Source organism: Microcoleus sp. B13-B6 (assembly GCF_036705405.1).
In the GTDB taxonomy this organism is placed as follows: domain Bacteria; phylum Cyanobacteriota; class Cyanobacteriia; order Cyanobacteriales; family Microcoleaceae; genus Microcoleus.
On the sequence record NZ_JAUBUJ010000002.1, the window covers coordinates 62180 to 86937 of the forward strand.

Consider the following 24758-nt stretch of genomic DNA (forward strand, 5'->3'; position numbering starts at 1 on the left):
TTACGCCACAAATCCTCGCTCCGCCATGTATGCGTAAGGTTCACACCTTAGCCCAACGGTGCTTATGGCGCACCCTACAGGAGTAGTGCGGCATAACTCAGATGTTGCACCATTGTCAAGAACGGGCAAGATGCCCGTTCCACAAAGAATTGAGTTTTCTTGTGGAACAGGCATCTTGCCTGTTCCTAAACAAGTAATTGAGAATGGTGCAAGATGTGAGTAACCACCCGCGATGTATGAGGTAATATCCGCACCGCGCACCCGAAGCGCGTAACAGGCTAAATCTAAAATCTAAAATCTAAAATCTAAAATCGAATGACTCGCATTATCTTAGTCCGTCACGGCAAAAGCACATACAATCAAGAACGCCGCATCCAAGGCCGCCTCGATAAATCAATTTTGACAGAAGCAGGCCGCAGCGCCGCCCTGCAAGTAGGCGACACACTCAGCAGTATCGCCTTTGATGCCGCCTATACCAGTCCCCTGCAACGAGCCAAAGAAACAGCGGAAATCATCCTGTCGCGCTTGACAAATCCGCCACAACTCCAGCCAACTGATAATTTGATGGAAATCGATTTGCCTCTGTGGGAAGGAATGCTGCGCCAAGATGCGATCGACAAATTCCCCGAAGCATATCAGCAGTGGCAAAAACAGCCCGACAAATTTTCCATGAAACTGCCATCTGCTGACGGAGAAATCGAACACTTTCCCGTATTGGCAATTTTTGCTAACGCCCGTCATTTTTGGCAAGAACTTTTATCGCGCCACCAAGACGGCACAATTCTAGTAGTAGGTCACAACGGAATCAACCGCGCTCTCATCGCCACCGCGTCGGAAATTACCCCTGATTACTATCAATCAATTCAACAGTCAAATTGCGGAATTAGCGTCATTAATTTTGGAACTTACCCTGTTACCAACGACGCACTTGGAGAGCCAAAAAAGAAAGTTGCAGTTCAATTAGAGTCAGTGAATTTAACTTCCCATACCGGGGAAATTTTTCCCAAACCGAGGGACGGACACCAAGGCCCCCGCTTGTTGCTGGTGCGTCACGGCGAAACCGACTGGAATAAAGCCGGTAAATTTCAGGGGCAAATAGACGTACCTCTCAACGATAACGGCCGCGAACAATCCAGGCGGGCAGCAGAATTTCTCAAGGATGTAAAATTAGATTTTGCGATTAGTAGTTCGATGCTGCGGCCGAAAGAAACTGCGGAAATTATTCTCCAATATCACGGCGGTTTGCAACTCGAACTCCGGGATGAGTTGAGAGAAATCAGCCACGGACTTTGGGAAGGAAAGTTTGAATCAGAAATAGAAGAATCCTATCCGGGTTTGCTAGAGGAATGGAAAACATCTCCAGAAACAGTCCAAATGCCCGAAGGAGAGAATTTGCAGCAAGTTTGGACGCGGGCGATCGCATCTTGGCGAGAAATTGTACAATCTGTTTCTGGTACTGGAATTGTCGTTGCTCACGATGCCATTAACAAAGCTATTCTCTGCCACCTATTCGGTTTGGAACCAGAACATTTCTGGAAATTCAAACAAGGAAACGGAGCCGTTAGCGTGATTGATTATCCCCACGGCCCGGATGGTTTGCCGGTATTACAAGCGATGAATGTCACAACTCATTTGAGCGGCGGCGTTTTTGACAAAACAGCAGCCGGAGCACTCTAATTAGTAAAGTGCTGAGCGCGAACCCGTAGCGGAAGGAACGCCCACCGCTACGGGTTCGCGCCTGAAAAAAGTTTGAATTTTGATAACAACCGCGCCCGACGCTTAGGAAGTTCTTAATTCCTGAAACTAATGCGCTGGATTGCTTCTTCCTTCTTCCTTCTTCTTTCTATCCTTTACATCCGTTACATCCGTTACATCCGTTACATAATCCGTTGCCGAACTTCCTTCTGTTATATGAGCCGCGAACTGCTACAAAATGTACGAGTGCTAGATCCAGTTTCAGGGAGCGATCGCATCGCTGATATTCTAATTACCGAAGGCCAGATCGAAGCCATTGCAGAAAAAATTGCTGAGTTTCCCGCTGACACCCAAGTGCGGGATTGCCAGGGACTGATTTTGGGGCCGGGATTAACAGATATCTACAGCCACAGCGGAGAACCGGGTTTTGAGGATCGAGAAACCCTGGAATCCTTGATGCAGGCTGCCGCGGCTGGCGGTTTTACGCGAGTGGCGATTTTGCCGGATACCTCGCCACCTGTTGACAATTTGGCCGGTTTAGCTTTGTTGCAGCAATATATCCGCAATTTGTCGCCTGGGCTGCCCCGCTTGTATTTTTGGGGAGCGCTGACAGCGGGCGTTAAAGGTCAGCAGATGGCAGAGTTGGGCGAGCTGGCCTCCTGTGCAGTGGTGGGTTTTGCGGACGGTTTGCCGCTGTCTAATCCGGCTCTGGTGAGGCGTTTGCTGGAGTATATCCAGCCTTTGGGCAAGTCTGTGGCTTTGTGGCCGTGCGATCGAACTTTAGCAGGAAATGGCGCGGCGCGGGAGGGTGCGGTGTCGGTGCGGTTGGGTTTACCGGGAATTCCGGCGAGTGCGGAAACTTCGGCTTTGGCGGCAATCCTGGAGTTGGTGGCCTCTGCGGGAACTCCGGTACACATTATGCGCGTTTCTACGGCGCGCAGCGTGGAATTGATTAGAGATGCGAAGGCGCGGGGTTTGCCGGTGACTGCGAGTGTGACTTGGATGCACTTGCTGTTGAATGTCGGGGCAATTTCAGGAAACTCTCAAGATTCCGGCGGGAAAAATGCTCTGACTGCTTCGTTGGGCTACGATCCGAATTTACACCTAGAACCGCCGTTGGGCAATCTCAGCGACCAATTAGCGCTGATTCAAGCTGTGAAAGATGGGGTAATTGATGCGATCGCGATCGACCACAACCCGCATACTTATGAGGAGAAAACTGTGGCTTTTGCTGATAGTCCGCCGGGGGCGATCGGCTTGGAATTAGCTTTGCCTTTGCTATGGCACGGACTGGTAGAAACTGGCGAATTTTCGGCTTTAGAACTGTGGCGAGTTTTGAGCGCAGGCCCTGCCGTTTGTCTCGGACAAATCCCCCTCACGGTTGCACCGGGAGTCTCTGCTGAGTTGATTTTGTTCGACCCGGCAATGAGTTGGACTGTTGACGGGTCAAGTCTGAAGTCGCGATCGGCAAATACGCCTTGGTTGGGACAGCAATTAGCAGGAAAAGTTGTACAAACCTGGATTAATTGACCCTTGCAATTGAAATTCATCTGTTGTAGAACAGGCATCTTTCTCAAAGTAGAACAGGCATCTTGCCTGTTTCTCAAAGTAGAACAGGCATCTTGCCTGTTTCTGGGAATGCTGGATGAGGTGACTCAGAAAAGAAGATAAATACATGATTGCTGCTTTTGATTCGTGGAAGTCCCCACCGCAAAACATGACATTGGATCTGGGCGAAATTCATGTTTGGCGCGTGTCTCTGGCTCAAACAGAATCTTGCTTGCAGAGTTTACAAGAGACTCTCTCTACCGACGAGCGGACAAAAGCCGAGGGTTTTCACTTTCCCAAAGATCGATCGCAATTTATTGTGAGTCGTGGGGCGCTGAGAGCGATTCTGAGTAGCTATCTTAACATAAATTCTCACATTTTGCGCTTTGACTACAATCCCTACGGCAAACCTTCTCTCATCGTCGCCCAAGGTGGAAATACCCTGCGTTTCAATTTGTCTCACTCAGGGAACATGGCTCTAATTGCGATTACCAAAAATCGAGATATTGGTGTCGATATTGAAGGCATAAATCCAAAGTTTTCTTGTCTGGAGATTGCTGAAAAGTTTTTTTCACCCTTAGAAACTTCTGTGTTACTTTCGCTGCCAGAACATCTCCAACCCACAGCCTTTTTCACCTGCTGGACTCGCAAAGAAGCCTATATCAAAGCAGTTGGTAAAGGACTTTCTATTCCCCTGAATCAGTTTGATGTCAGCCTCGCACCAGGAGAACCTGCAGCGCTGTTAAATGTTGAAGACAACCCCGAAGAAGCATCGAGATGGTCTTTAATTGAATTATTTCCCGGTTCAGATATGGTGGCGGCTGTTGCGGTTGCAGGAGATTGCTGGAAACTTCATTGTTGGGAGTGGACGGGGGAGTTTTGATTTATACTGAGATGTTGCACCATTCTCAATAAGCTTTTTATGAACAGGCTTTTCGGCCTGTTCCACAAGAAAGAAAATTCACTCTTTGTGGAACAGGCCGAAAAGCCTGTTGCTGGCGCAAGATGCCTGTTCCACAAGAAAGAGAATTCACTCTTTGTGGAACAGGCCGAAAAGCCTGTTGCTGACGCAAGATGCCTGTTCCACAAGAAAGAAAATTCACTCTTTGTGGAACAGGCATCTTGCCTGTTCCTGAGAATGGTGCAAGAGGTGAGTTTATACCGATCGCCCACGGTAAAAGAGAACGGCAACAGTCGCTGGAATAGCTCTACTGGTTGCACCTCCAAGCTATTGTATTGCACACCCTCCATAGACAAATAAGGACACAAAAATGTTGTGTCCTTATTTGTCTATTCGACTGCAATTTGCCACTCTACAACTGATTTAATAATTTAACCAAATCGATAGCCAAACCCGCGTACCGTAATGATATATTCCGGTTGGCCCGGATCGATTTCCAACTTTTCGCGCAGCCAGCGGATGTGAACGTCAACTGTTTTGCTGTCTCCGATAAAATCTTGACCCCAAATTTTTTCCAGCAACTGATCGCGAGACCAAACTCGCCGGGGATTACTCATAAATAGTTCTAGTAAGCGAAACTGTTTAGGAGAAAATTTCACTTCCAGACCACGAACCAACACGCGGCACTCTTCAGGATACAGAGTTATGCTCTTATATTGCAGCGTCCTCGGTTCCGGTAACCGACTGAGGCGCTGGCGCCGCATCAGCGCCCGACAGCGAGCGATAAACTCCCGCATTCCAAAAGGCTTGGTCAGATAATCATCCGATCCGGCTTCTAGGTAAAAAGCGCAATTGTTGGCACTTCCTCTAGCACCGATAATCAAAATAGGGACGGGATTTCCTTGATGCCGTAACATTCGACACAGATCCAAACCGTTAATTGAATCCATAATTAACAGGTTGAAGGCAAATTCACCGTGGTATGACGAAGAAGCCTGTACAGAAGGCAGGGCATTGCGCCCGTCGCTAGTAACCACCACCTCATAGCCCTGTTCTTTAAGGGCTAAAGCTAGCATTTCCCGCAACAGGTCTTCACCTTCCAATAACAAGATACGGCCGGCTTGTCCAACAGCCAACCTTGAAGGACTTTCGCTTAATTCAGCAGAAGACATAAATATCAGTGGGAGTGATGTTTGTATGTGGCTAGCGCGAGGTACCTTCTTCAGTAGCTGAGGCACTCTCGCGCTGCGATCGTTTGTACGATCGCCATTTGTTTGATCGCTTAGAATCCTTCGCCAGTCCATCCCACAGACACGCGCTCGACCTTTGCTACTTGCTCATGCAAGGAATACAGCCGTAGAGCAGTTGCCGGAGCCGCGCTGTCTGCCTGTGTCCAGGCCACAGAAGTCTGGTCATTTTTCGGGGTCGGTGTTAATTTCATAAAACATTGCCCGCTGTTAATTGACCACATAACACCCAATCTATAGGGATATGCTTGTTATACTACTCTTAAAAGGTTATTAAAAGGTAAAATTTTGGTAATCAATTGGTTAAATTATTAACGTTAAGTAATATAACGGTAAAGTTGCGATCGCACTGTAGAGCTTTTTTTAAGAATACAATAATAAGTTGCTCCAAATTCCTTTTTCTTCCCGTGCCGGCTACGATCGACGATAGCAAGTAAAAATTATGTAGACTGCCTATCATGTTGCTGCATTTGAGTACCTGGCCGGAGGTAGAAGCTTATCTCGAAAGCTCCCGAGGCATAATTATCCCGATCGGCTCCACCGAACAGCACGGGCCCACCGGCTTGATCGGGACTGACGCCATTGCTGCCAGGGCGATCGCCCGCGGTGTCGGCGAAGCTGCCAATGCCTTAATCGGCCCGACAATTAATGTAGGGATGGCCTTGCACCACACCAGCTTTCCCGGCACAATCAGCCTCCGACCGCAGACGCTGATACTGGTAATCAGGGATTACATCACATCTTTGGCAAAAGCGGGATTTGAGAAATATTTCTTCATCAACGGTCACGGTGGCAACATTGCCACCATGAAAGCAGCATTTTCCGAGACTTACGCGCATTTGTCTGACTTAAATTTACCGAATGCCGATCGAATCCAGTGTCAAATCGGCAACTGGTTCATGTGCGGCTCAGTCTACAAACTAGCAAAAGAATTGTACGGAAACCAAGAAGGTTCCCACGCCACCCCCAGCGAAATCGCCTTAACCCAGTACCTTTATCCAGAAGCAATCAAGCAAGCTCCGCTTTCGGAAGAAGTCGCTTCCGGGCACAAAATTTTCGGTGCTGCTGACTTCCGCCGCCGATTTCCCGACGGGAGAATGGGCTCAAATCCGGGCTTAGCAACCCCCGAACAAGGTCAGCAGTTTTACGAATTAGCAGTCAAAGAATTGACTAATAATTATTTGGAGTTTTTAAGTTCCGATTAACGTTTTTTTTCTAGTTATCAAGAAACTCCTGGTAACTAGAAGAAATCTCAAACTATTCTATATTTTACGGTGATGAGTGAGTCAGCCACATGATATTTCATATCAATTCCGGCTGCGGCGGAATGATCTCAAATCGGCGATTCATCGGGCGTAAAGTCGAATCAAGCGGCCAACAAATAATTGGCGCAAATTTCATTTTTTTGACAGCAAGTCAACAGTCAACAGTCAACAGTCAGTCGATTTTAGATTTTAGATTTTAGATTTTAGATTTTAGATTTTAGATTTGACTCCACACATGAATCTGGGAGGTGGAAATTAGGTGTAAAATATTTCCCTTGTCAACAGTCAACAGTCAACAGTCAACAGTCAACAGTCAACAGTCAACAGTCAACAATTACGGACGCTGCAACCGGAATCGATATCATCTATCTGAGAAAGGCTATATCTCCCGATTAATCAATCGGGAGAATATCAAAACTATTCCACAATCCAAGGAGTTAAAGAAGGTGTCCAAGCACTCAATTCTTCTTCCTTGAACCAAAGGCTAATTTCCGCACGGGCAGTCTCGACAGCATCAGAACCGTGAATCAGATTACGGCCGACATTGACAGCAAAATCTCCCCGAATTGTCGCAGGTTCTGCATTCAGAGGATTTGTTGCGCCAATGATTTTTCTCGCCGACGCCACAACGCCGTCGCCTTCCCACACCATCGCCACTACAGGGCCTGAAGTGATAAAGTTTACCAATCCAGCAAAGAAGGGTTTTTCTTTGTGAACATCATAATGTTGTTCCGCTAGTTCGCGACTCGCCGTCATTAGCTTCATACCAACTAGCTTAAAGCCCTTGGCTTCAAAACGACCGATAATTTCGCCGACGAGTCCGCGTTGTACGCCGTCTGGCTTAATCGCTAAAAAAGTCCGTTCCAAGATTAACTCCTATAATTGTGTTAACTGATCCAAAAGATAGAGTAACTCACAACGCACCTAAAGGCAATTCTGAGAATTGGAAATTGTCATTTGGAGGCTGATGGCCGCCGGAAGAAGGAAGAAGGAATAAGAAGAGGGAAGAGAAAAGAGGGAAGAACCAATAAAACCAATGGTTAAAGAAACCGGGTTTCTCAGAAAAATTTTTGTTGAGCAGCGATGAATCTCCGAAGAAACCTGGTTGGGAGACTCCTATGCGTCTAGGACTGATTTGCCGGGAGCATCCCTATTTTGTAAACAGCATTTTTTAGGAGTTCGAGCAGAATTATCATTTGCCTATATTAAGTTAATCAGTCTTTAAATTATCGGTCAATAAATAATCAAACTCTTGTGGGGTGGCTTTAAGCAACGCCCGAAATATGCAATTTAAATGTAGAACATTTTATCTCTAGGGAACAAGATGCTCGAACTTCGGGCACAATATGATACAAGTCAATCGATTTTAGATTTTAGATTTTAGATTTTAGATTTTAGAATTGAAGTATTGACCCCACGGATCAATTCGGGGGGCAAGTTTCATCGGATACAGGTTTTTTATTTTTCCACGGATGAATCCGGGGGCTTGTATCCTGGATGCTTTCAGTCACAATTTGCTGTGACTGCAAACACTCTTACCTATGATCTCAAATACAAATATGTATGATAATAAACACAATGATTTAGTGTCAAAAATATAGATAATTAACAGAGGTATGAAGATTATCTTGACAGCCACCATTCAGACGAAAAAAGTATGAAATCCATTGTAGCATTCATTGAACCCAAAAAGCAAGAGTTTGCAAAATTGCCCTTATTTGACTTTCTAGCCAATAAACACATCCACGCGAATCAACGACTAATTTTTGCACCTGTACTCGCTCCTTTGGCTGTGGGATTGAGCGATTTAAATAAATATGTATTGCGAGAATCTTCTAGTAATAGCAAAGTTCAGGAACTAATTAATAAATATACATATAAAAAAAACTATTACTGGCACGACTATCTAGAATACCTAGAGGAACTAGGCTTAAACCAATTAATGAGTTACGGCGACTTCAGACTGCTTTGGGGTGAAGAAACTAAAAAAACTCGATCGCTCTGTTCAGTGCTTGAACGCTACGCTTGGAAAGCCTCTCCCATTGAGAAACTGGTGTTAGTGGAAGTCCTCGAAGGAACGGCAAAAGTTTTTTTTGAGGCGGCGCTTGCAGTGGTAATGGAATTACAGCAAGTTACCCAAAAAGAATATGTTGATTTTGGAGGAGGTTATGGGGGTTTAGAAAATTATCACCTTTTAAACACGCCAGAGATGTTGGAAGTTTTAGCAGAGATCAAACTTACTAATGCGGAATGCCAAGCAGCTTTAGAATTAGCACAAAATGTATTTGAACTGTTTACAGAAGCGATGAACGAGCTATTCCAACACAGCCAAACAAATTCTTGCAAGACTGTGCTGCAAATATCCTCAATTTCTACCTTCGCTCATTGCCCGATCGACTGTCTCGATATTTGTTAGTTTAAACAATCACTAAATTATCTCGGTGTACCGCCGTTTCTACGCCGGCATAGCCTAAAATCTCAGCAATTTTCTCTGACTTGCAGCCCTGGATTTGTCTCAATTCTAAACTGCTATAATTCACAAGCCCTCTAGCAATTTGCTTGCCGGCAGCATCGCACAACTGCACGGAATCATCAGCTTGAAATTCTCCTTCTACTTGAGCAATACCCGCAGCTAAAAGCGATTTTCCGCCGTGGGAAATTGCCTTGACAGCACCCGCATCTAAATATAGTTTTCCTGCCGGAATTAGCACGTTAGCTATCCAGTGTTTGCGAGCGTTTACAGGGCGCGGTTGAGGCTCAAATTGAGTACCGATCGACTCTCCGTTGAGTATTTTCTCGATATTACCAGGAAAGCAGCCGTCAGTGATGACAGTCCGCACTCCCGATGCAGTTGCTATTCTCGCCGCTTCAATTTTTGTCACCATACCGCCGGTTCCCCAACCACTGCGGGAATCTCCTGTTTGCACCTGAAATTCTGTTAGCTGTGCCATACTTTGGACTAGGACGATCGGCTGCGCGTCGGGATTGCTGCGCGGATCAGCGGAATACAGCCGATCGACATCTGTGAGCACAAACAACCAATCTGCTTCTACCAAACTCGCTACTAGCGCCGAAAGCGTGTCGTTATCACCAAATTTAAGCTCGTCTACCGCCACAGTATCATTTTCATTGACGATCGGAATCACGCCCAACCTGAGCAGTTGCTGAAAAGTATTGCAAGCGTTAACATAACCATTACGCTGCACTAAATCACCCCTGGTGAGCAATACTTGAGCGATCGGCTGTTGTAGAGTAGTAAACAAGTCATCGTACACCCGCATCAGTCGCCCTTGGCCCACAGCCGCCACAGCCTGTTTCATAGCAATGTTTCGCGGGCGTTCCGTCAAACCCAAGCGCGCGCAGCCAACCCCAACTGCACCCGAAGAAACCAAAACTACTCGATGGCCTTGCTGCCGCAAATCAGCTAAAATTTCGACCAATGCAGCAATAGTTGAAAGAGCTAAGTTTCCTGTAGTCGATCGAGTCAGAGTCGAAGTTCCAATTTTAACAACAATAGTTTTAGTCTGTTGTCTGTTGACTGTTGACTGTTGACTGTTGACTGTTGACTGTTGACTGTTGACTGTTGACTGTTGACTGTTGACTGTTGACTGTTGTCTGTTGACTGTTGACTGTTGACTGTTGACTGTTGACTGTTGTCTGTTGCCATTAGTTACCAATTCCCAATTCCTAATTACTAATTCCCCATGCCCCATGCCCCATGCCCAATTCCCGATGCCCAATTTTAATCTTTAATTTTCAGAGAAGCCCCCAAAGCTTGAGAAACCCAAACTTCAAAAGAGCGCACCGGATACTTACGAAGCGCATACCCAGCATCAACCATTGGTTCCACTAAAATAGTGAACATACCCAAACGATTGCCTGCTAAAACATCAGTAAAAAGTCGATCGCCCACCATCGCCACCTGTTCCACCGGCAAATTCATCGCCGTCACAGCTTTTCGCAACTTGCGGCGGGACGGCTTAGCCGCACCCGTGATGTATGGTAGATTCAAAGAATCAGCAATTCGACCGATCCGATTTTCACTTAAATTGTTGCTTGCCAACCATAGCGATACCACGGGTCTAATTTCTTGTACCCACAAGCTGAGTTCAGGAGAAGCATTCATTGCCGTAATGGGAACGAGAGTTTCGTCCACATCCAACACTAATCCTTTAATCTGATGTTTCTCCAGAATATCAGCCGTTAACTTCATGACTGAATCGCCTAGAACTAAGTCAGGCTGTAGTAATTTACCCCAAGTCATAATGATTTTAGATTTTAGATTTTAGATTTTAGATTGAGAAATAAGAAATTGGGAGTTAAAGATTGAAAAAGTAAAAAATCAAAAGTGAATAATTATTGCTTTTCCTTTGTTACTTTTGACTTTTTACTTTTTTATTAGTCATTGCCCATCTATTGACCCGATCGCACTTTTTGGTCAACTTGAGCCACAGCAGCATTATGTTCGGCCAGAGTGCGACTGAAAATGTGAGTGCCGTCGTACCGCGCCATGAAATACAGATATTCTGTATTTTCCGGAGTCAGAGTCGCTTCCAGACTGGCGATTCCCGGAGATGCGATCGGAGTTGGGGGTAGTCCTGGATTTATATAAGTATTGTAAGGAGAAGGCGTTTCTACTTGCTTAAAAGTCAGAGGCTTTTCCTTAGTTTGCCTGATACCGAGAGCGTATTCAACTGTCGGGTCAGAACCCAACGCCATTCCCTTTTTCAGACGGTTGTTGAACACTCCAGAAATGCGGTTCCGCTCGGAAGCAACCACAGCTTCTTTTTCTACAATACTGGCCAAAGTTACCCATTCTTTGAGAGAGAGCTTTGTATTATTCTGATTTTTTTGATATACCGGCAAAGCTGTCTGCTCGAAACGGGTGAGCATTTGTGCTATCGCAGCTTGAGGAGTAATTCTATCGCCGTCTAGCTGATAAGTATCCGGGTACAAAAAACCTTCCAAATGAGGCAATCCGCTCGGCAGCCAAGGGTATTGAGCGTAAGGAATTTGACTCGCGGCCGCCATAAACTCCTTAGCCGGGAAAAAACCTTGCGCTTCAAAATAAGCGCTCATTTGTTGCAGCGACCATCCTTCTGGAATCGTGAAACTCTGCTGTACGACTTCGCCCTTCCAAATTTTGTCAGCAACTGCACTCAGAGGCTGAGTCGGCGACAGTTGGTAAGTTCCCGCTTGAAAACCTCCCTCGCGGTTTTGCAGAGTCAGCCAGCGGGCCCACATATTCCATGCCGAGCTCGATCGAATCAACCCTGCGGCCTCTAAATCCCGGCCGATTTTTTGACTTGGAGTACCCTCCGGGATTTGGATCGAAACAGCAGCATCCTCTGCCGGATTGCCCGATGAGGATGTTATTTTAGGCGCCGCTGAAGCCCAGCTCCACCAAGCCCAGCCTTGCCAAGCGCAAACCCCCCAGATTACCGGCAGCAACGCCAGATAAAACAACCATTTAGAGACTTGCGGAGTACCTTTTCGGCTCTCGCGCGCGCTGCCTTTTGTCATTTGTTCTTTATTCATAGTCCGTTGTCCTGGATAAGCGGCGGGTAACTAGCGACTAATGACTGATGACCTGCGATTGATGACCGAAAAGTTACGAATACAAGCCCTTTAAAAGACCCAATTCACGCGGCCCAATTCAAAAGCCCGATCGCGAAGGCAGAAGCGGCCACCTCGAAAAAGTTCGATCGGGCGAGCAGTTTACTTTTTTATAAAATAGTAAAAATTTCTGCTTTTTGCCATCAGGGCTTGTGCCTGCAATTAATATCTAATCAAGCTCATCAAAGAACTGGTCTTCCAGCATAGGTAACATCGGTTCCAGCCTTTGGAACTCTTCTTCCGAAAGCAATTCTGGCTTACCGTCGTCATCCATTCTAGCCAAGATAAAGAACGGGTCTAGAGGCGTATAAATCGCATATTCCTGTTCTTCGTGGTAGAAACTGGTCAGCCACATCAGTTCCTCGAACTCCGACTCCTCATCGGGATCGACATCAGATGCCATATCCTCTTCGGGAAATTCCGGCAATTCGCCAACCACAGTCAGCGTCACCGCTGTGCGTCGGAGCGTCAAGTTCTGCTCTTGCAGGACAACTTTAGCAGTCTCAAAAATTTTGTCAATTTCGGTCTCGTCTTCTACAGGAATTGCTGCTTCGTCCGTCTCGTCTCCCTGCCAAGTAAAAATTTCTACGGGTGAGTCAATTGGAAGCAGCAAAGCATATTCTTGACCTTCTAGGTTCATAGAATATTCTATGTTGCAAGTTAGCGATCGCCCAACTTCATCCGTCAAGGTGACGGACTCTTCGTTGGAATTGCCATTCTCTTTTTTGCGGTATGGGGATGAGGACATCGCGTGTATCTTAGTTTTCCGTCAATAATTCAGTAACATTGGCTTGACAATTGGGAATTTTCGTGGCGATATTCTGGCTAAGTGGGCGATCGCCAGTCCACAAGCTTAAACCGCGAGACTCGCGGCCTTTTCCACAGGCGAGGAGTGCAGCGTTTAAATCTCAGTCGAGTCAGCAAGCGACACTGAGGACAAATCACGATTTTGTGCTTCTTCAGTACCGAGGGTACAGCAGAATTTTCTCCAGTTTGTCAAGGGTTACAGGTGTGCGTAGCAAACTTGCACAACCAGGATATCACGCCTTTGTTACCAGCTATCAAGGATTGGGAAGGGCGGAGATATTTTGCCTCCGCTCGTCTAGCCACTGCTGCAAAATCAGGGCTGCTGCTTTGCGATCGATCGCACCCTTATTATTTTGCGACGGCGAAATCCCTGAAGCTTTCATCAATTCCTCTGCCTCAACCGAAGTCAGGCGCTCGTCCACGTATTCTAGGGGGAGCTCTAAGGCGGAGGCGATGCGATTCGCATATTTCTGCACCTGTCGGGCTTGAGCACCCAATTCTCCGCTCAGGGAGTAGGGCAAGCCTGCAACCAAAATTTGCACTCTCCGCTCTCGCACGATCTCTCGGAGATAAGCTACGTCTCGATCGAAGGACGATCGTACCAGTGTTGTAATGCCCGTAGCTATTAAACCGGTGCCGTCACACCCGGCGATGCCGACTCGTTTGAGGCCGATATCTAATCCCAGTGCTGAAATCCATAATTTATCGTTGGACATTATCAATCAATCAATTTTAGATTTTAGATTTTAGATTTTAGATTTTAGATTTACTTTTTTTTGCGGAAATAATCTTATTTAACGAACCGCGAAGACGCTAAGGACGCGAAGGAATAACAGAAGAAAGTAAGAACAAAATAGGTAATCTTAAGTTGATACAGCATATTCGGTGGTTCATGAAGTACAGTATCCGCCTTAATTGTTGGTACATTGTTATGTAGGGTGCGTCGCTGCTCATGTTTAATGAAACTTGCAGATTGACTGGTGGCGACGCACCTTACTTACGACAAGATTGTGTGTACCGCATAAGCTGTTCGGCATTTAAAGGACTTGCGTAAGGTGCGTCAGCATCTAAGGTTTTCCGTTTCAGCGTAAGGGTTCGCGAATGACGCACCCTACTAGCCTCGTTACTGGTTTAAATGCTCCACAGCTTATACATGGAATATGCTGTATCAATCAAAAGCAGAAGGGAGATTTTGGGATGATGATAGAAAAAAATGAATTTCTTGGATGATTCATTTTCTTTTTTTCTGCCTTCTACCTTCTACCTTCTGCTTTCACTAAGAATTAACTTCTCCCGGCCCGCCGCCGTCTAGAGGCAATTCGGGCAATTTTAGAGGCAAAATGCTGCTGCTATCTGTTGCCGATGATTCGGAATTTTGGAAGTTCAAGGGGTTAACTTGATTGGTTTGGCTGTTTCCTGAATCAGTCAAGAGCGGTTTGATCTCGGAGGATGCGGGCCCTGCTGCTGCTTCCCCAGCCATTGGGCCGAGCCAGGACATCCGGCCCGGTACGGGTTTGCGAGTTGGCTGGAAGCTTTGCAGCATTTCTGATAGCTGGAGTCCTTCGAGAGAGACTAACTTGGACTCGCGCAATTTGTGCCACACCGATCGAGACATCAGCAAACTGTGTTCCAGGCGCACTGCTCCAAATTGCTCTAAATAAGCTTCCCGTTCCGGCTGATAGTCAGCGGAAGCCAGTTGCAGGCTTTGAACCGGGAAATCTTGAACCAGCCGCGCCATCTGGGACAGCAGTTCTGGGTAAAGCCAAGTGTAGGCCGGGTGTACAGTCAACTGGGCGACGTGCGGTTGCTGGCCGTTGCGGGATAGCTGCACCTGAAAATAGCCGATCGCGGCTTTGCGCTGCGGTTCAAACACGTAGCCGCTGACTACCTCGGTTTTGCCCAGCCACTGTCTGACACCTTCGACTAAAGCGCCGAAAAAACTGGTTTTGAAATCTTGAATGTGGCGATCGAATACTTGGCGCACCAGCGGCGGCATAGACGCGGTATCCAGTTGGTATAGCAACTGAGCGTCTGCGTTGCTCACCGGCAGCAGGTTGGGCAAATCTGGCGTCGAGGAAGCCATTTCTTGCAGGCGTTCTGGGGCGATCGTCCAGTAAGTCATCTGGGCCAAAGGCTGAAACCCGTTTTGCCGATACAAAGCCAAGGAAGTTTTGTCGCCGACATTCACTTCCAGCAGCCACGTCCGCGCCTCCCAGACTGCCTCAAAGCAGTACCGCAGCAGCATGGAACCAATTCCTTTGCTGCGGGCTTCCGGGTCTACTCCTATGCGATCGATCCGCCAAGTGCTGCGGGTGCGGTTGAAAGGAGAAATCTGAATTATCCCCTTAACGCTCCCCTCTTCTTCGGCAACGTGGGCCCGGAACAGGGACTGACAAGGGTTGGGAAACAAGCTAAAAATCTTTAGTAGTCCGTACCAGCGACGAATCTGCTGCAACTTTCTACCTAGTACCACGTCGCAGCTTGCGCCCTTGCGGTTTTCTGGCTCTTCGGCTGTTTCCGCGCACAGTTGTTCCATCACCTCGATGTCGCGATACTGAAACGGGCGAATCACAACCTGGTTTTGGTTTTGGGAGGGAAATGAAGTCATAGCATAAAAGTGGAGAATGGAAATTTAAAAATAAAAATTCAGAAAGGGGAAGAGTTAGGGAAGTTTTGAGTTTTGAATGGGTAAATTTTGAGTTCAAAACTTATAACTTTTGATTCTTCTCCCTTTCTTGCGCGATCGAAAATTAAAAATTTCAAATCATCTTTTTGAATTTTTAATTTTCTGTTTTCAACTCAAGATTTTTGTGGCAGAGGTCGAATTAAAACGACCGGTGTTCGCTCGTCAGCATTCCCGGCGGGGTTGCTTCGCAAGGCTTGCTCTAAGAATGTTACCGATAAATCGGAGGTCGCTGCTAATATCTTAACTGCTTTCAAGTCATTAGCGTCTACGATCGCCGCCGCAAGTCCGGTTTCTCGTTGAATTTCTTCTACAACTTGCTGGGGATTGTCCGGGCCTAGGACAATAAATTGGTCGAAGGGAGGCAAAGTCCCGGTAACGTCGTCAATCAGTCTGGCTTGTTCCCCTGCAAGTTGGTAAAAGACTCCCGGTTTACCGAATATTTTAGCCACAGCGCCGATCGCAAATGCCGCGACTACCCGCCAAGGCCCAACTACATCCACCAACGTCTGCATTCCGCAAGCAGTGGCCAAACTCGACATCGGCAAGAAAAACAAGCACACTCGCTTTGCCGCCCATCCGGGTGTGACTTCGCTGGGATGGCGATAGCGTCCCTGCATCAAAGCTAGGGGAGTTTCTGCCAGGGCGACTATATCGCCTTTCTGGGCGCGCGGCAGCACGTACCGCTTGACAATTTCGACGGGATTGTCCAATTCCGCCAGTATGTGAGTGCGAATCGGCAAGACTTCTGCAACTCCGACATTTCTGGCGATGGGTACGGTTTCCGAGTTGGGAAATTGCAGCGGGACTACTACGTTACGGACTTTCGGGATGCGGCCGCCCGGGCCGTAGGTGACGTAATGTATTTGCACCCAAGCTGACTGCAATTTGGTTAAATCTTGCCCTTGAATGTCTACAGAAACTTTAATTTTTGTGTTTTTTTGGGCTTTAACAATATAGCCGAACCAGTAATCGTCTGCTCTGGCTGCTGCGTCTTTGTGGCAAGGAATCACCTTTGTCTCGGAGGTAACGCCATCCAAACTTCCGTCTGACAGCAGTTTTACCTGTGCCCGCACTTCCGGCAACATAATCTCAAACCGCTGTGTCAGGTTGCGGAACTCCATTTCCCCGACTAAAAGATAACGGTTGGGTTCCGAGATGGCTAAGTGCCATTCTCCGGCTGTTAGTTCTAGTTTATTTGCACTCCCAGTCCGGCGATAGTTCAACTCTAGGCCCAATCCGCCCAATGCTAGCAGCGAACCGGCTGCTGCGATTCCTGTTGCTAAAGTCTCAATCACTCTAATTACCGCCCATAATAATTTCTGTTTACTTTAGTCGATCTCTGTCACTTCGATCGACGATCCGGTAGTAATTGAAGTTTTGGGGGTTGTTGGGGGCGATCGAACTTATGCCCAATTACACGTAAGTGCGAGATCCTTTGGCAGCTAAAGCGGTCAAGTTGCTGTTCAAAGAGCTCGATCGTGAGTTAGATCACTCCAAAATCTGGCGTTGCTTAATCAGGGTATGAAAAAAATAAGTTGAAAATTACGAAGCTTTGTGGATACTGGTTTCTCTGACTTGCATATTTAGCCTTTCCTACCCTCACTCAACAAGGTCTACAAAACAAATCAGTTAATTCAATCATTTATGATGATATTATTGGCAAAAATAAATATGTTATTTATCCTTTTTAAATATTAACCTATAAGTGAAAATCAACTTTTTGCTCCAATAGTTAATAAGCATTTACACCTGTAATTATCATTAATATTTAATAAACATTGCTTAGTTTTAGATATAAATAGTTAATCTCTTAACAACTCTGTATACATGAGTTATTTTCGCCCGTTGTCTGTCCATCGTCCGTTGTCTATCCATCGCTCGTTGTCTGTCCATCGTCAAAATATCTCAAATGGGTTCAAAAGAACCGCTATTGACAGGATATTCCTTTATATCTTGCCCTTTTTGTCAAGTACGATTTATACCAAATTAGATGAGCTTACCCTGCGAGCCGCTACCGCGCTAGCGGTCAGTACCTTTAAAAATCTACTTCTTAAGTAACAGTCCAAATCTAGTTCTTAGGCAGTAGATTTTATTAGAAGTAAATAGTTAGTCTAGTGAATGTAGTAGTAATACCCAAGCATATCCATGACTGATAACAAGCCGCCTTTTAACCAGCCTGAAGCCAATCGTGACTCCCAGGAAAAGAATGTTGACAATAGCGAGAACCAGCAGCTTCAGGCTCAGACTAACGAAAATGCAGAATCAACGGAAGATCAATCATCAGGCTCAGGCCTTGGTGCGAGGATAGCTGGAGCAGCAGTCGGTGGTATACTCGGTGCTCGCTCTGGAGGCATTATTGGTGCTGTAGCAGGCTCAGTTGCTGGCGCTATGATTGGTAAAGGTACTGCTGATACGGTTAACCGTGCTGTAGATAATTTAGGGGATGCAGCACACGCTGTAGCAGACGGTATTACACACACTGTAGAAGAGCTAGGGACAGTAGTAAAGGAAACTGCTGAGGAAGTTAGACCATCTATCAAAGCTACAGCAGAAGCAGTCAAGGAGACTGTTGAGGAAACTAAGCCTTCGATTAAAGGTATAGCCGAATCTGTCAATGAGACAGTTAGGGAAGCCAAGCCTTCTGTAGTAGATGCAGTCAAGAGTGCATCCGAGGAAGTCAAACCTACGATTAGAGAAGTAAAAGATTCAGTCAAGCAGACAGTCGAAGGTATCAAGCCTTCTGTACAAAGTGCAGCGGACTCTATTAAGAGCACTGCCGATGAAATTAAACCTTCTGCCAAAGCTGTAGCTCAGGAAATTGAGGGCGCAACTAAGGATCTGAGATCGACTGTAAAAGATACAGCGAAAGCAGTTGAGCCCTCTATAAAAAGCGCAGCCGAATCGCTTCAGTCATCAGGCAAGAGTGTAGCTGAATCAATCAAGTCATCTGCTCAAAGCGCTGCCGAATCTGCTAAAGGTGCAGCGCAGGATGTTAAGTCATCTGCCCAAAATGCAGCCGAATCTGCTAAAGGTGCAGCGCAGGATGTTAAGCAGGATGTTAAGTCATCTGCCCAAAATGCAGTCGAATCTGCTAAAGGTGCAGCGCAGGATGTTAAGCAGGATGTTAAGTCATCTGCCCCATATGCAACCCCATCTCCTCAAGGTGCAGCGCATGATTTTAAATCATCGGCCCAAAATGCAGCCGAATCTGCTAAACCTCCAGTGCCTGATTTTAGGTCCTCGGCCCAAAATGCAACCCCATCTGCTAAACCTGCAGCGCAGGATTTTAAGTCATCTGCCCAATATCTAGCCGAATCCGACGCAGAGGAAAATAAGGATAGCGATATTCACATCTCCGGCAATCCTGAACTCAAGGACAAAGTGGTCATTCATGACAAGAGAATCATTAAGGAGTAGGTAAAGTAAGGACTTAACTCCAGCTTGTTAAAGCTAGCACTAAGAGAGTTTAACAGAGAGTGGATCTGAGAAAAGATTCCACTCTTTTCTGTGTATGAGAAATGCGATCGCCTAGGCTTTAACAGAGAGTCTATTTATTGAGGAACTATCCCCCTGAAGAAGGAGAGATTCCGTTTCTAGACTACTGGCAGAAGTGGTTAAAACGGCTAAAGTTTTTTGTAGAAAAAGCTGCTTGATAAATCGAGAAATAGTTAGGGTCAAGCTGAGGTGGCCAGTTCAACCCCTAACTATTTAATATCCAAATTGTAAAGTCACAGAAGCTTCTACTTGCTGTTCGCCTCCCACCACAGGTGTTGTAATAATATCAGCACCAGCAGGGCGAGAAGCAGCAAACTGCCGGTACATAGGAGGCGGCGCGCTAGCACCGTTGACTTGAATGCCCAGAATCTCTCCCCGCTTCAGGTTGAGGGCGCTAAAGACTGCATCCGCTTGCGCTTGAGCATCTTGAGTTGCTTTTTTGATTGCTTGTTTTCGAGCAGATTCGATCGCACTTTCGGCGGCGGCAAAACTCACACCGTCGATGCGTGTGGCTCCGGCATTCACCGCATCGTCGAGCAAAGTGCCAGCAGATGCAGTATTAATCCGAAAACTGACGGTATTCGTCGCCGTATAGCCCGTCAAGCGCTGTTGGTTGTTTTCGTAGCTGTAAGTCGGACTGAGGGTGATGCCTGCAGTTTCTAGTTTTTCGACTTGGCGCGATCGCAGCAACTCTACCACAGCGGACGATCGTCTCGCCGCTTCCTGCTGCACCTGGGCCGCCGTTTTCCCCTGCACCTCAACCCCCAGCCGTACTTGTGTTTGAGTTGTAGGAATCGCTTCCACACCCCGCCCAGTAACAGTCAACGTTCTGATCCGCTGTTCTTGAGCAGCCGCCGGATCTAATCTCACGAAACTGACGAGAGTTAAGGTTAAACACAAGGCTGTTAGCAGACTACGGAAATTAATGCGATCGCCACGTTGCAAATTTGAACTCATAAACTTGATTCTCCTCACATACAACAGATGCTATACTTTACCTTCCCACTGAAAATGCTAAATATCCGGCTTGTTACATTTTTAGCAACTAAAAAAAGTATTAGTTATTAGTTATTAGTCATTAGTCATTAGTCATTAGTCATTATATGCAATCCTTAAAACAAGCTGCCCGCCGACTCAAAAAAGAGACTTACGCGGTTTATTTAGCCAGTACAGACCAGAGAGTACCTTGGTACGCCAGAATTTTAGCAGGGCTTACGGTGACCTACGCTTTTAGCCCGATCGACTTAATTCCTGACTTCATACCGGTTCTCGGCTACTTGGACGATTTGATAATTGTACCCTTGGGAATTTGGCTGGTACTGAAGATGATTCCGTCACAGGTTTTAGCCGAGTGTCGGGAAAAAGCAGCCGCAGAAATAGAGCGAGGAAAACCGATAAATAGGGCGGCCGCTGCTGTGATTATTGCCATCTGGATTGGCTTGGGAATATTAGCAGCAATGTGGCTGATACGAATATTTAAACGTTAGAATACCGGGCGGTTGAAACCGCGGCTATACAGACAAAACCCGCCTCCGCGGGTTAAAGAATATGCGGTGAAAATTATGTTTTACGCTATTCTCTTAAGTCCGCGGAGGCGGACATCGTTTGTGTAGACGCGGTTTAAACCGCCGTCTGATCTGATATTATATTGTAGTAGGGCGAGCGCACTGCATCTGCTGTAATTATTGCCATCTGGATTGGCTTGAGAATATTAGCAGCAATGTGGCTGATACGAATATTTAAACGTTAGAATACCGGGCGGTTGAAACCGGGGCTATACAGACAAAACCCGCCTCCGCGGGTTAAAGAATAGGCGGTGAAAATTATGTTTTACGCTATTCTCTTAAGTCCGCGGAGGCGGACATCGTTTGTGTAGACGCGGTTTAAACCGCCGTCTGATCTGATATTATATTGTAGGGCGAGCGCACCTTACCTTAAAAAAAATCGCGGTATTCCATACCAAGTATTATTTACCGCTTAAAAAATTAAACTAACTTTCTAGCTATGACTCAAACCACTGATTTCCTCAGCCACCTCAACCCATCTCAGCGCCAAGCAGTCGCCCATTATAACGGGCCGCTGTTAGTAGTAGCGGGCGCTGGTTCCGGCAAAACCAGAGCTCTAACTTACCGAGTTGCTAACTTAGTTCGCACCCATCGAGTTGATCCTGAAAATATTCTGGCGGTGACATTTACAAATAAAGCCGCCAGGGAGATGAAAGAAAGAATTGAGAAATTGCTGGCAACTCAGCAAGCTGAAGCCGAATATGGCAAACCTTTGGTAGACTTAGCCCCGGATGTGCAGACGAAATTGCGATCGCAAATTTACCAGAGAATTACCAAACACATTTGGATGGGGACTTTTCACTCTTTGTGCGGTCGCATTCTCCGCTACGATATTGAGAAATATCAAGACGAAAAAGGCCGGCAGTGGAAGAAAAATTTTTCGATTTTTGACGATTCAGATGCTCAAGGTATCGTCAAACAAATTGTTACAAAAACTCTCAATCTGGACGATAAGAAATTTGATCCGCGAAAAGTCCGCTATGCCATCAGCAATGCTAAAAATAAAGGCTTGTCGCCTCAAGAATACCTAGCAGCAGAACCGGATTATCGAGGTCGTGTGATTGCCGATGTTTACAGTCGCTACCAAGACGCTTTAGCAGCCAACAATGCCCTAGATTTTGACGACTTAATCCTCGTTCCCGTTAAGCTTTTGAGCCAAAACGAGCAAGTATTAAGTTACTGGCATAAAAAGTTTTGCCATATTTTAGTTGACGAATACCAAGATACTAACCGCACTCAATACGATTTGATTCGGATGTTGGTGACAAATAACGCCGATCCTAAAAAATTCGATAAATGGCAAAACCGCTCGATTTTTGTCGTGGGCGATGTCGATCAATCAATTTACAGCTTTCGGATGGCAGATTATACCATATTGCTGGAATTTCAAGAGGATTTTGGAGATGGTTTGTCCGACGAGAAAACTCGGACAATGGTAAAATTAGAGGAAAATTATCGATCGCGCGAAAACATCCTGCAAGTCGCGAACCACTTGATCGAACACAATACCGAACGGATCGAAAAAATTCTGCGGCCGACTCGCGAACCGGGAGCTCCGATTGTTGTCTGGCGGGCAGACAACGAATTAGATGAAGCGGAATTTGTAGCAGGTCAAATTCATTCCTTAAAGCGCCAAAATTCCGAATACGAAAACGGCAGTAACTTTGCGATTCTCTACCGCACAAACGCTCAATCTCGATCCTTTGAAGAAGCGTTAATGCGTTTAGACATTCCTTACAATATTGTCGGTGGCCTGAAGTTTTACGATCGCAAAGAAATCAAAGATATCTTAGCATACCTGCGGGCGCTTGCCAATCCCGACGATAGCGTCAGCCTCAAACGCATCATCAATACTCCCCGTCGCGGCATTGGGGATACCACATTTTCCAAAATCGAAGACGCTGCAACTCAATTGGGCATTCCGTTGTGGGAAATCCTCAGCGATGAATCTTCTGTCAATACTCTCGCAGGGCGATCGGCAAAAGCTATTATTAAGTTTGCCGAAATGATTGGTCGCTGGCAATCGCAAGTTGAAACTCTGCCGGCTTCGCAAATTGTCCAAGGAATTATCCAAGATTCAGGCTACATTGAAGATTTGAAAAATCAAGGAACCGAGGAAGCCGAAAATCGCATAGAAAACGTCAGAGAATTGTACAATGCTGTGCTGCAATTTGAAGAACAAAACGAAGAACCGACGCTGACATCATTTTTAGCAAAAGCATCTTTAGCATCCGATTTAGATGACTTGCAGGAAGAAGATTCCCGCGTGTCGCTGATGACGCTGCACTCAGCAAAAGGGTTAGAATTTCCCGTGGTATTTCTAGTCGGAATGGAACAGGGTTTATTTCCCAATTTCCGCAGTTTAGACGACCCGAAAGCGATCGAAGAAGAACGCCGTTTGTGCTACGTCGGCATCACTCGTGCCCAGGAATTGCTATTTCTCACCCACACTCGCGAACGTCGCCTTTGGGGAGGTTTCCGGGAACACTGCACCCCTTCGCTATTCTTAGGGGAATTGCCCACACATTTGCTGGCTGGAAGTGCGAAGAAAACTAAAGCAGGGAAAACGGCTGCATCTAAGGGAAAAACTAATAATTCAGCAGCTAATTCCGGCAGTTCTCCATCAGCAGAGTGGAAAACGGGGGAACGAGTTTTTCATCATGCTTTTGGAGTAGGAGAAATTACCCATGTTTTGGGAGTGGGCGATAAAACTAATCTGGCAATTAAGTTTACAGGTTTGGGCCGCAAAATTATTGATCCGAGAACGGCGAAGTTGCAGCGAGTTTAATAGAAAATCCGGCGGTTGAAACCGCGTCTCTACAGGCACAACCCGCCGACGCGGGTTTCCGAGGGGGCGGTAAAAATGGCGGTAAAAATTACGTTTTTATCTTTAGTCCGCGGAGGCGGACATCGTTTGTGTAGACGCGGTTTCAACCGCCGTCTTATCTAAGTAAAAAGCAGAAATAAAAACATAAACTCTTATGCCTTACAGTCAATTTACAACGATCGGCAAAGTTAAAGAAGCCTTCAATCTCACAGCAGTCGAAGGAATCAGATTTCTGCCGGAAATCGAGCCGATCGCACCCGCAACAGCCTTGCAGACCATGCTGGAGACAAATTTGCCTTGGGCGATCGCTACTAGCACAGAAAAAGCCCGTTCTGAAGCTATTATCAACCCTGTATTGCTGGAAGTTCGCAGGATTCTGAACCAACAAATCAGCGTGTTTTCGGGTGAAGAATTTAATGTCGATGCTGCTGTTGGACTTACAGGAGTTTGCGATTTTCTCATCAGCCGTTCCCCCGAACAATTAGACATTGAAGCCCCAGCAATTGTGATGGTGGAAGCTAAAAAAGGAGATTTGAAAGTAGGTTTGGGTCAATGTATTGCTGAAATGGTGGCGGCCCAGAGGTTTAATGAAGCGAAAGGGATCTCGATATCAGCCATCTACGGCAGCGTTTCCAGCGGCACAGCTTGGCGGTTTCTCAAGCTGGAAGGGCAAATAGTGACGATCGATCTTACCGACTATCCGCTACCTCCCGTAGATAAAATATTGGGATTTTTAGTCTGGATGGTGCGCCAAAATTAGCATATCAAATCCGGGTTGAAAATTCCCGATCGGAGTCGGCGGTTAAAACCGTTACTACACAACCTTGCCTCCGAACAGAGGGGACTCAAAAGAAATGATTCAAGACTCTCCCGTAGGGAATCGCCCCTCGATCGATCTTATCTCACATCTTGCACCATTCTCAAGAACAGGCTTTTCGGCCTGTTCCACAAGAAAATTCACTCTTTGTGGAACAGGCCGAAAAGCCTGTTCATAAAAGACTTATTAACAATAATGCAACATCGCAAAATGCCTGTTCCACAAGAAAATTCACTCTTTGTGGAACAGGCCGAAAAGCCTGTTCATAAAAGACTTATTAACAATAATG

Annotated in this window: 22 protein-coding genes; 11 read left to right on the top strand and 11 right to left on the bottom strand. The window is 46.3% G+C overall.

The features are described 5' to 3' along the window. A complete protein-coding gene (locus QUB35_RS01395; RefSeq protein ID WP_333138654.1) occupies positions 1-174 on the bottom strand; it encodes a hypothetical protein in 174 nt (57 codons plus the stop codon). Positions 175-315: 141 nt separating this feature from the next. Here QUB35_RS01395 and QUB35_RS01400 point away from each other — a divergent pair, with 141 nt between their 5' ends. From QUB35_RS01400 to QUB35_RS01420, 5 genes are all read left to right on the top strand, one after another. After that, positions 316-1677, top strand: a complete 1362-nt coding sequence (locus QUB35_RS01400; RefSeq protein WP_333138656.1) for a histidine phosphatase family protein — start codon at positions 316-318, stop codon at positions 1675-1677. A 234-nt stretch (positions 1678-1911) separates the two neighbouring features. Beyond that, positions 1912-3225 carry a dihydroorotase gene (locus tag QUB35_RS01405; RefSeq protein WP_333138657.1) on the top strand — a complete coding sequence of 438 codons (1314 nt, stop codon included), beginning with the start codon at positions 1912-1914 and terminating at the stop codon, positions 3223-3225. Positions 3226-3228: 3 nt separating this feature from the next. Then, positions 3229-3366, top strand: coding sequence for a hypothetical protein (locus QUB35_RS01410; RefSeq protein WP_333138659.1), 138 nt, complete (start codon positions 3229-3231; stop codon positions 3364-3366). 4 nt (positions 3367-3370) lie between these two features. Further along, on the top strand, positions 3371-4126 hold the full coding sequence (locus tag QUB35_RS01415) for a 4'-phosphopantetheinyl transferase superfamily protein (protein WP_333138661.1): 756 nt from the start codon (positions 3371-3373) through the stop codon (positions 4124-4126). Between the two features lie 191 nt (positions 4127-4317). Next, positions 4318-4449, top strand: a complete 132-nt coding sequence (locus QUB35_RS01420) for a hypothetical protein (RefSeq protein WP_333138663.1) — start codon at positions 4318-4320, stop codon at positions 4447-4449. Positions 4450-4575: 126 nt separating this feature from the next. Here QUB35_RS01420 and QUB35_RS01425 read toward each other — a convergent pair whose 3' ends face one another. Beyond that, positions 4576-5316: a response regulator transcription factor gene (locus QUB35_RS01425; RefSeq protein ID WP_333138666.1), complete on the bottom strand. Its 741-nt coding sequence runs from the start codon at positions 5314-5316 to the stop codon at positions 4576-4578. A gap of 533 nt (positions 5317-5849) precedes the next feature. Here QUB35_RS01425 and QUB35_RS01430 point away from each other — a divergent pair. Then, positions 5850-6596 carry a creatininase family protein gene (locus QUB35_RS01430; RefSeq protein ID WP_333138668.1) on the top strand — a complete coding sequence of 249 codons (747 nt, stop codon included), beginning with the start codon at positions 5850-5852 and terminating at the stop codon, positions 6594-6596. 477 nt (positions 6597-7073) lie between these two features. On the opposite strand, the gene ndk is transcribed toward QUB35_RS01430, so the two are convergent. Beyond that, the gene (ndk, locus tag QUB35_RS01435; RefSeq protein WP_333105548.1) at positions 7074-7523 is read right to left on the bottom strand and encodes a nucleoside-diphosphate kinase; all 450 of its coding nucleotides are present in this window, start codon (positions 7521-7523) and stop codon (positions 7074-7076) included. Between the two features lie 790 nt (positions 7524-8313). Between ndk and QUB35_RS01440 the strand changes: the two genes are divergently transcribed. Further along, complete coding sequence (locus QUB35_RS01440) at positions 8314-9072, top strand: hypothetical protein (RefSeq protein WP_333138670.1); 759 nt, start codon at positions 8314-8316, stop codon at positions 9070-9072. Position 9073: 1 nt separating this feature from the next. Here QUB35_RS01440 and proB read toward each other — a convergent pair whose 3' ends face one another. From proB to QUB35_RS01475, 7 genes are all read right to left on the bottom strand, one after another. Then, positions 9074-10396, bottom strand: a complete 1323-nt coding sequence (gene proB, locus QUB35_RS01445) for a glutamate 5-kinase (protein ID WP_333138672.1) — start codon at positions 10394-10396, stop codon at positions 9074-9076. A 2-nt stretch (positions 10397-10398) separates the two neighbouring features. Beyond that, a complete protein-coding gene (locus QUB35_RS01450; RefSeq protein ID WP_333138675.1) occupies positions 10399-10920 on the bottom strand; it encodes a YqeG family HAD IIIA-type phosphatase in 522 nt (173 codons plus the stop codon). A gap of 149 nt (positions 10921-11069) precedes the next feature. Then, positions 11070-12194: an endolytic transglycosylase MltG gene (gene mltG, locus QUB35_RS01455; RefSeq protein ID WP_333138676.1), complete on the bottom strand. Its 1125-nt coding sequence runs from the start codon at positions 12192-12194 to the stop codon at positions 11070-11072. 247 nt (positions 12195-12441) lie between these two features. After that, a complete protein-coding gene (locus QUB35_RS01460) occupies positions 12442-13020 on the bottom strand; it encodes a DUF3727 domain-containing protein (protein ID WP_333051560.1) in 579 nt (192 codons plus the stop codon). A gap of 313 nt (positions 13021-13333) precedes the next feature. Beyond that, complete coding sequence (gene ruvX, locus QUB35_RS01465; protein WP_333138679.1) at positions 13334-13795, bottom strand: Holliday junction resolvase RuvX; 462 nt, start codon at positions 13793-13795, stop codon at positions 13334-13336. 560 nt (positions 13796-14355) lie between these two features. Continuing rightward, positions 14356-15687, bottom strand: a complete 1332-nt coding sequence (locus QUB35_RS01470; RefSeq protein ID WP_333138680.1) for a GNAT family N-acetyltransferase — start codon at positions 15685-15687, stop codon at positions 14356-14358. 191 nt (positions 15688-15878) lie between these two features. Next, the gene (locus tag QUB35_RS01475; protein ID WP_333138682.1) at positions 15879-17060 is read right to left on the bottom strand and encodes a F420-0:Gamma-glutamyl ligase; all 1182 of its coding nucleotides are present in this window, start codon (positions 17058-17060) and stop codon (positions 15879-15881) included. Between the two features lie 850 nt (positions 17061-17910). Here QUB35_RS01475 and QUB35_RS01480 point away from each other — a divergent pair. Next, positions 17911-19182 (top strand): hypothetical protein, encoded by a 1272-nt coding sequence (locus tag QUB35_RS01480; protein ID WP_333138684.1) that lies wholly within the window; start codon positions 17911-17913, stop codon positions 19180-19182. 291 nt (positions 19183-19473) lie between these two features. Here the strand turns inward: QUB35_RS01480 and QUB35_RS01485 are convergent, their stop codons facing one another. Further along, positions 19474-20217, bottom strand: coding sequence for an SIMPL domain-containing protein (locus tag QUB35_RS01485; protein ID WP_333138686.1), 744 nt, complete (start codon positions 20215-20217; stop codon positions 19474-19476). Between the two features lie 146 nt (positions 20218-20363). On the opposite strand from QUB35_RS01485, the gene QUB35_RS01490 reads away from it, so the two are divergent. From QUB35_RS01490 to QUB35_RS01500, 3 genes are all read left to right on the top strand, one after another. Beyond that, on the top strand, positions 20364-20747 hold the full coding sequence (locus QUB35_RS01490; protein ID WP_333138688.1) for a YkvA family protein: 384 nt from the start codon (positions 20364-20366) through the stop codon (positions 20745-20747). A 517-nt stretch (positions 20748-21264) separates the two neighbouring features. After that, positions 21265-23613 carry a DNA helicase PcrA gene (pcrA, locus tag QUB35_RS01495; protein ID WP_333138690.1) on the top strand — a complete coding sequence of 783 codons (2349 nt, stop codon included), beginning with the start codon at positions 21265-21267 and terminating at the stop codon, positions 23611-23613. Between the two features lie 193 nt (positions 23614-23806). Then, the gene (locus tag QUB35_RS01500; protein WP_333138692.1) at positions 23807-24412 is read left to right on the top strand and encodes a hypothetical protein; all 606 of its coding nucleotides are present in this window, start codon (positions 23807-23809) and stop codon (positions 24410-24412) included. Positions 24413-24758 lie beyond the last annotated feature (346 nt).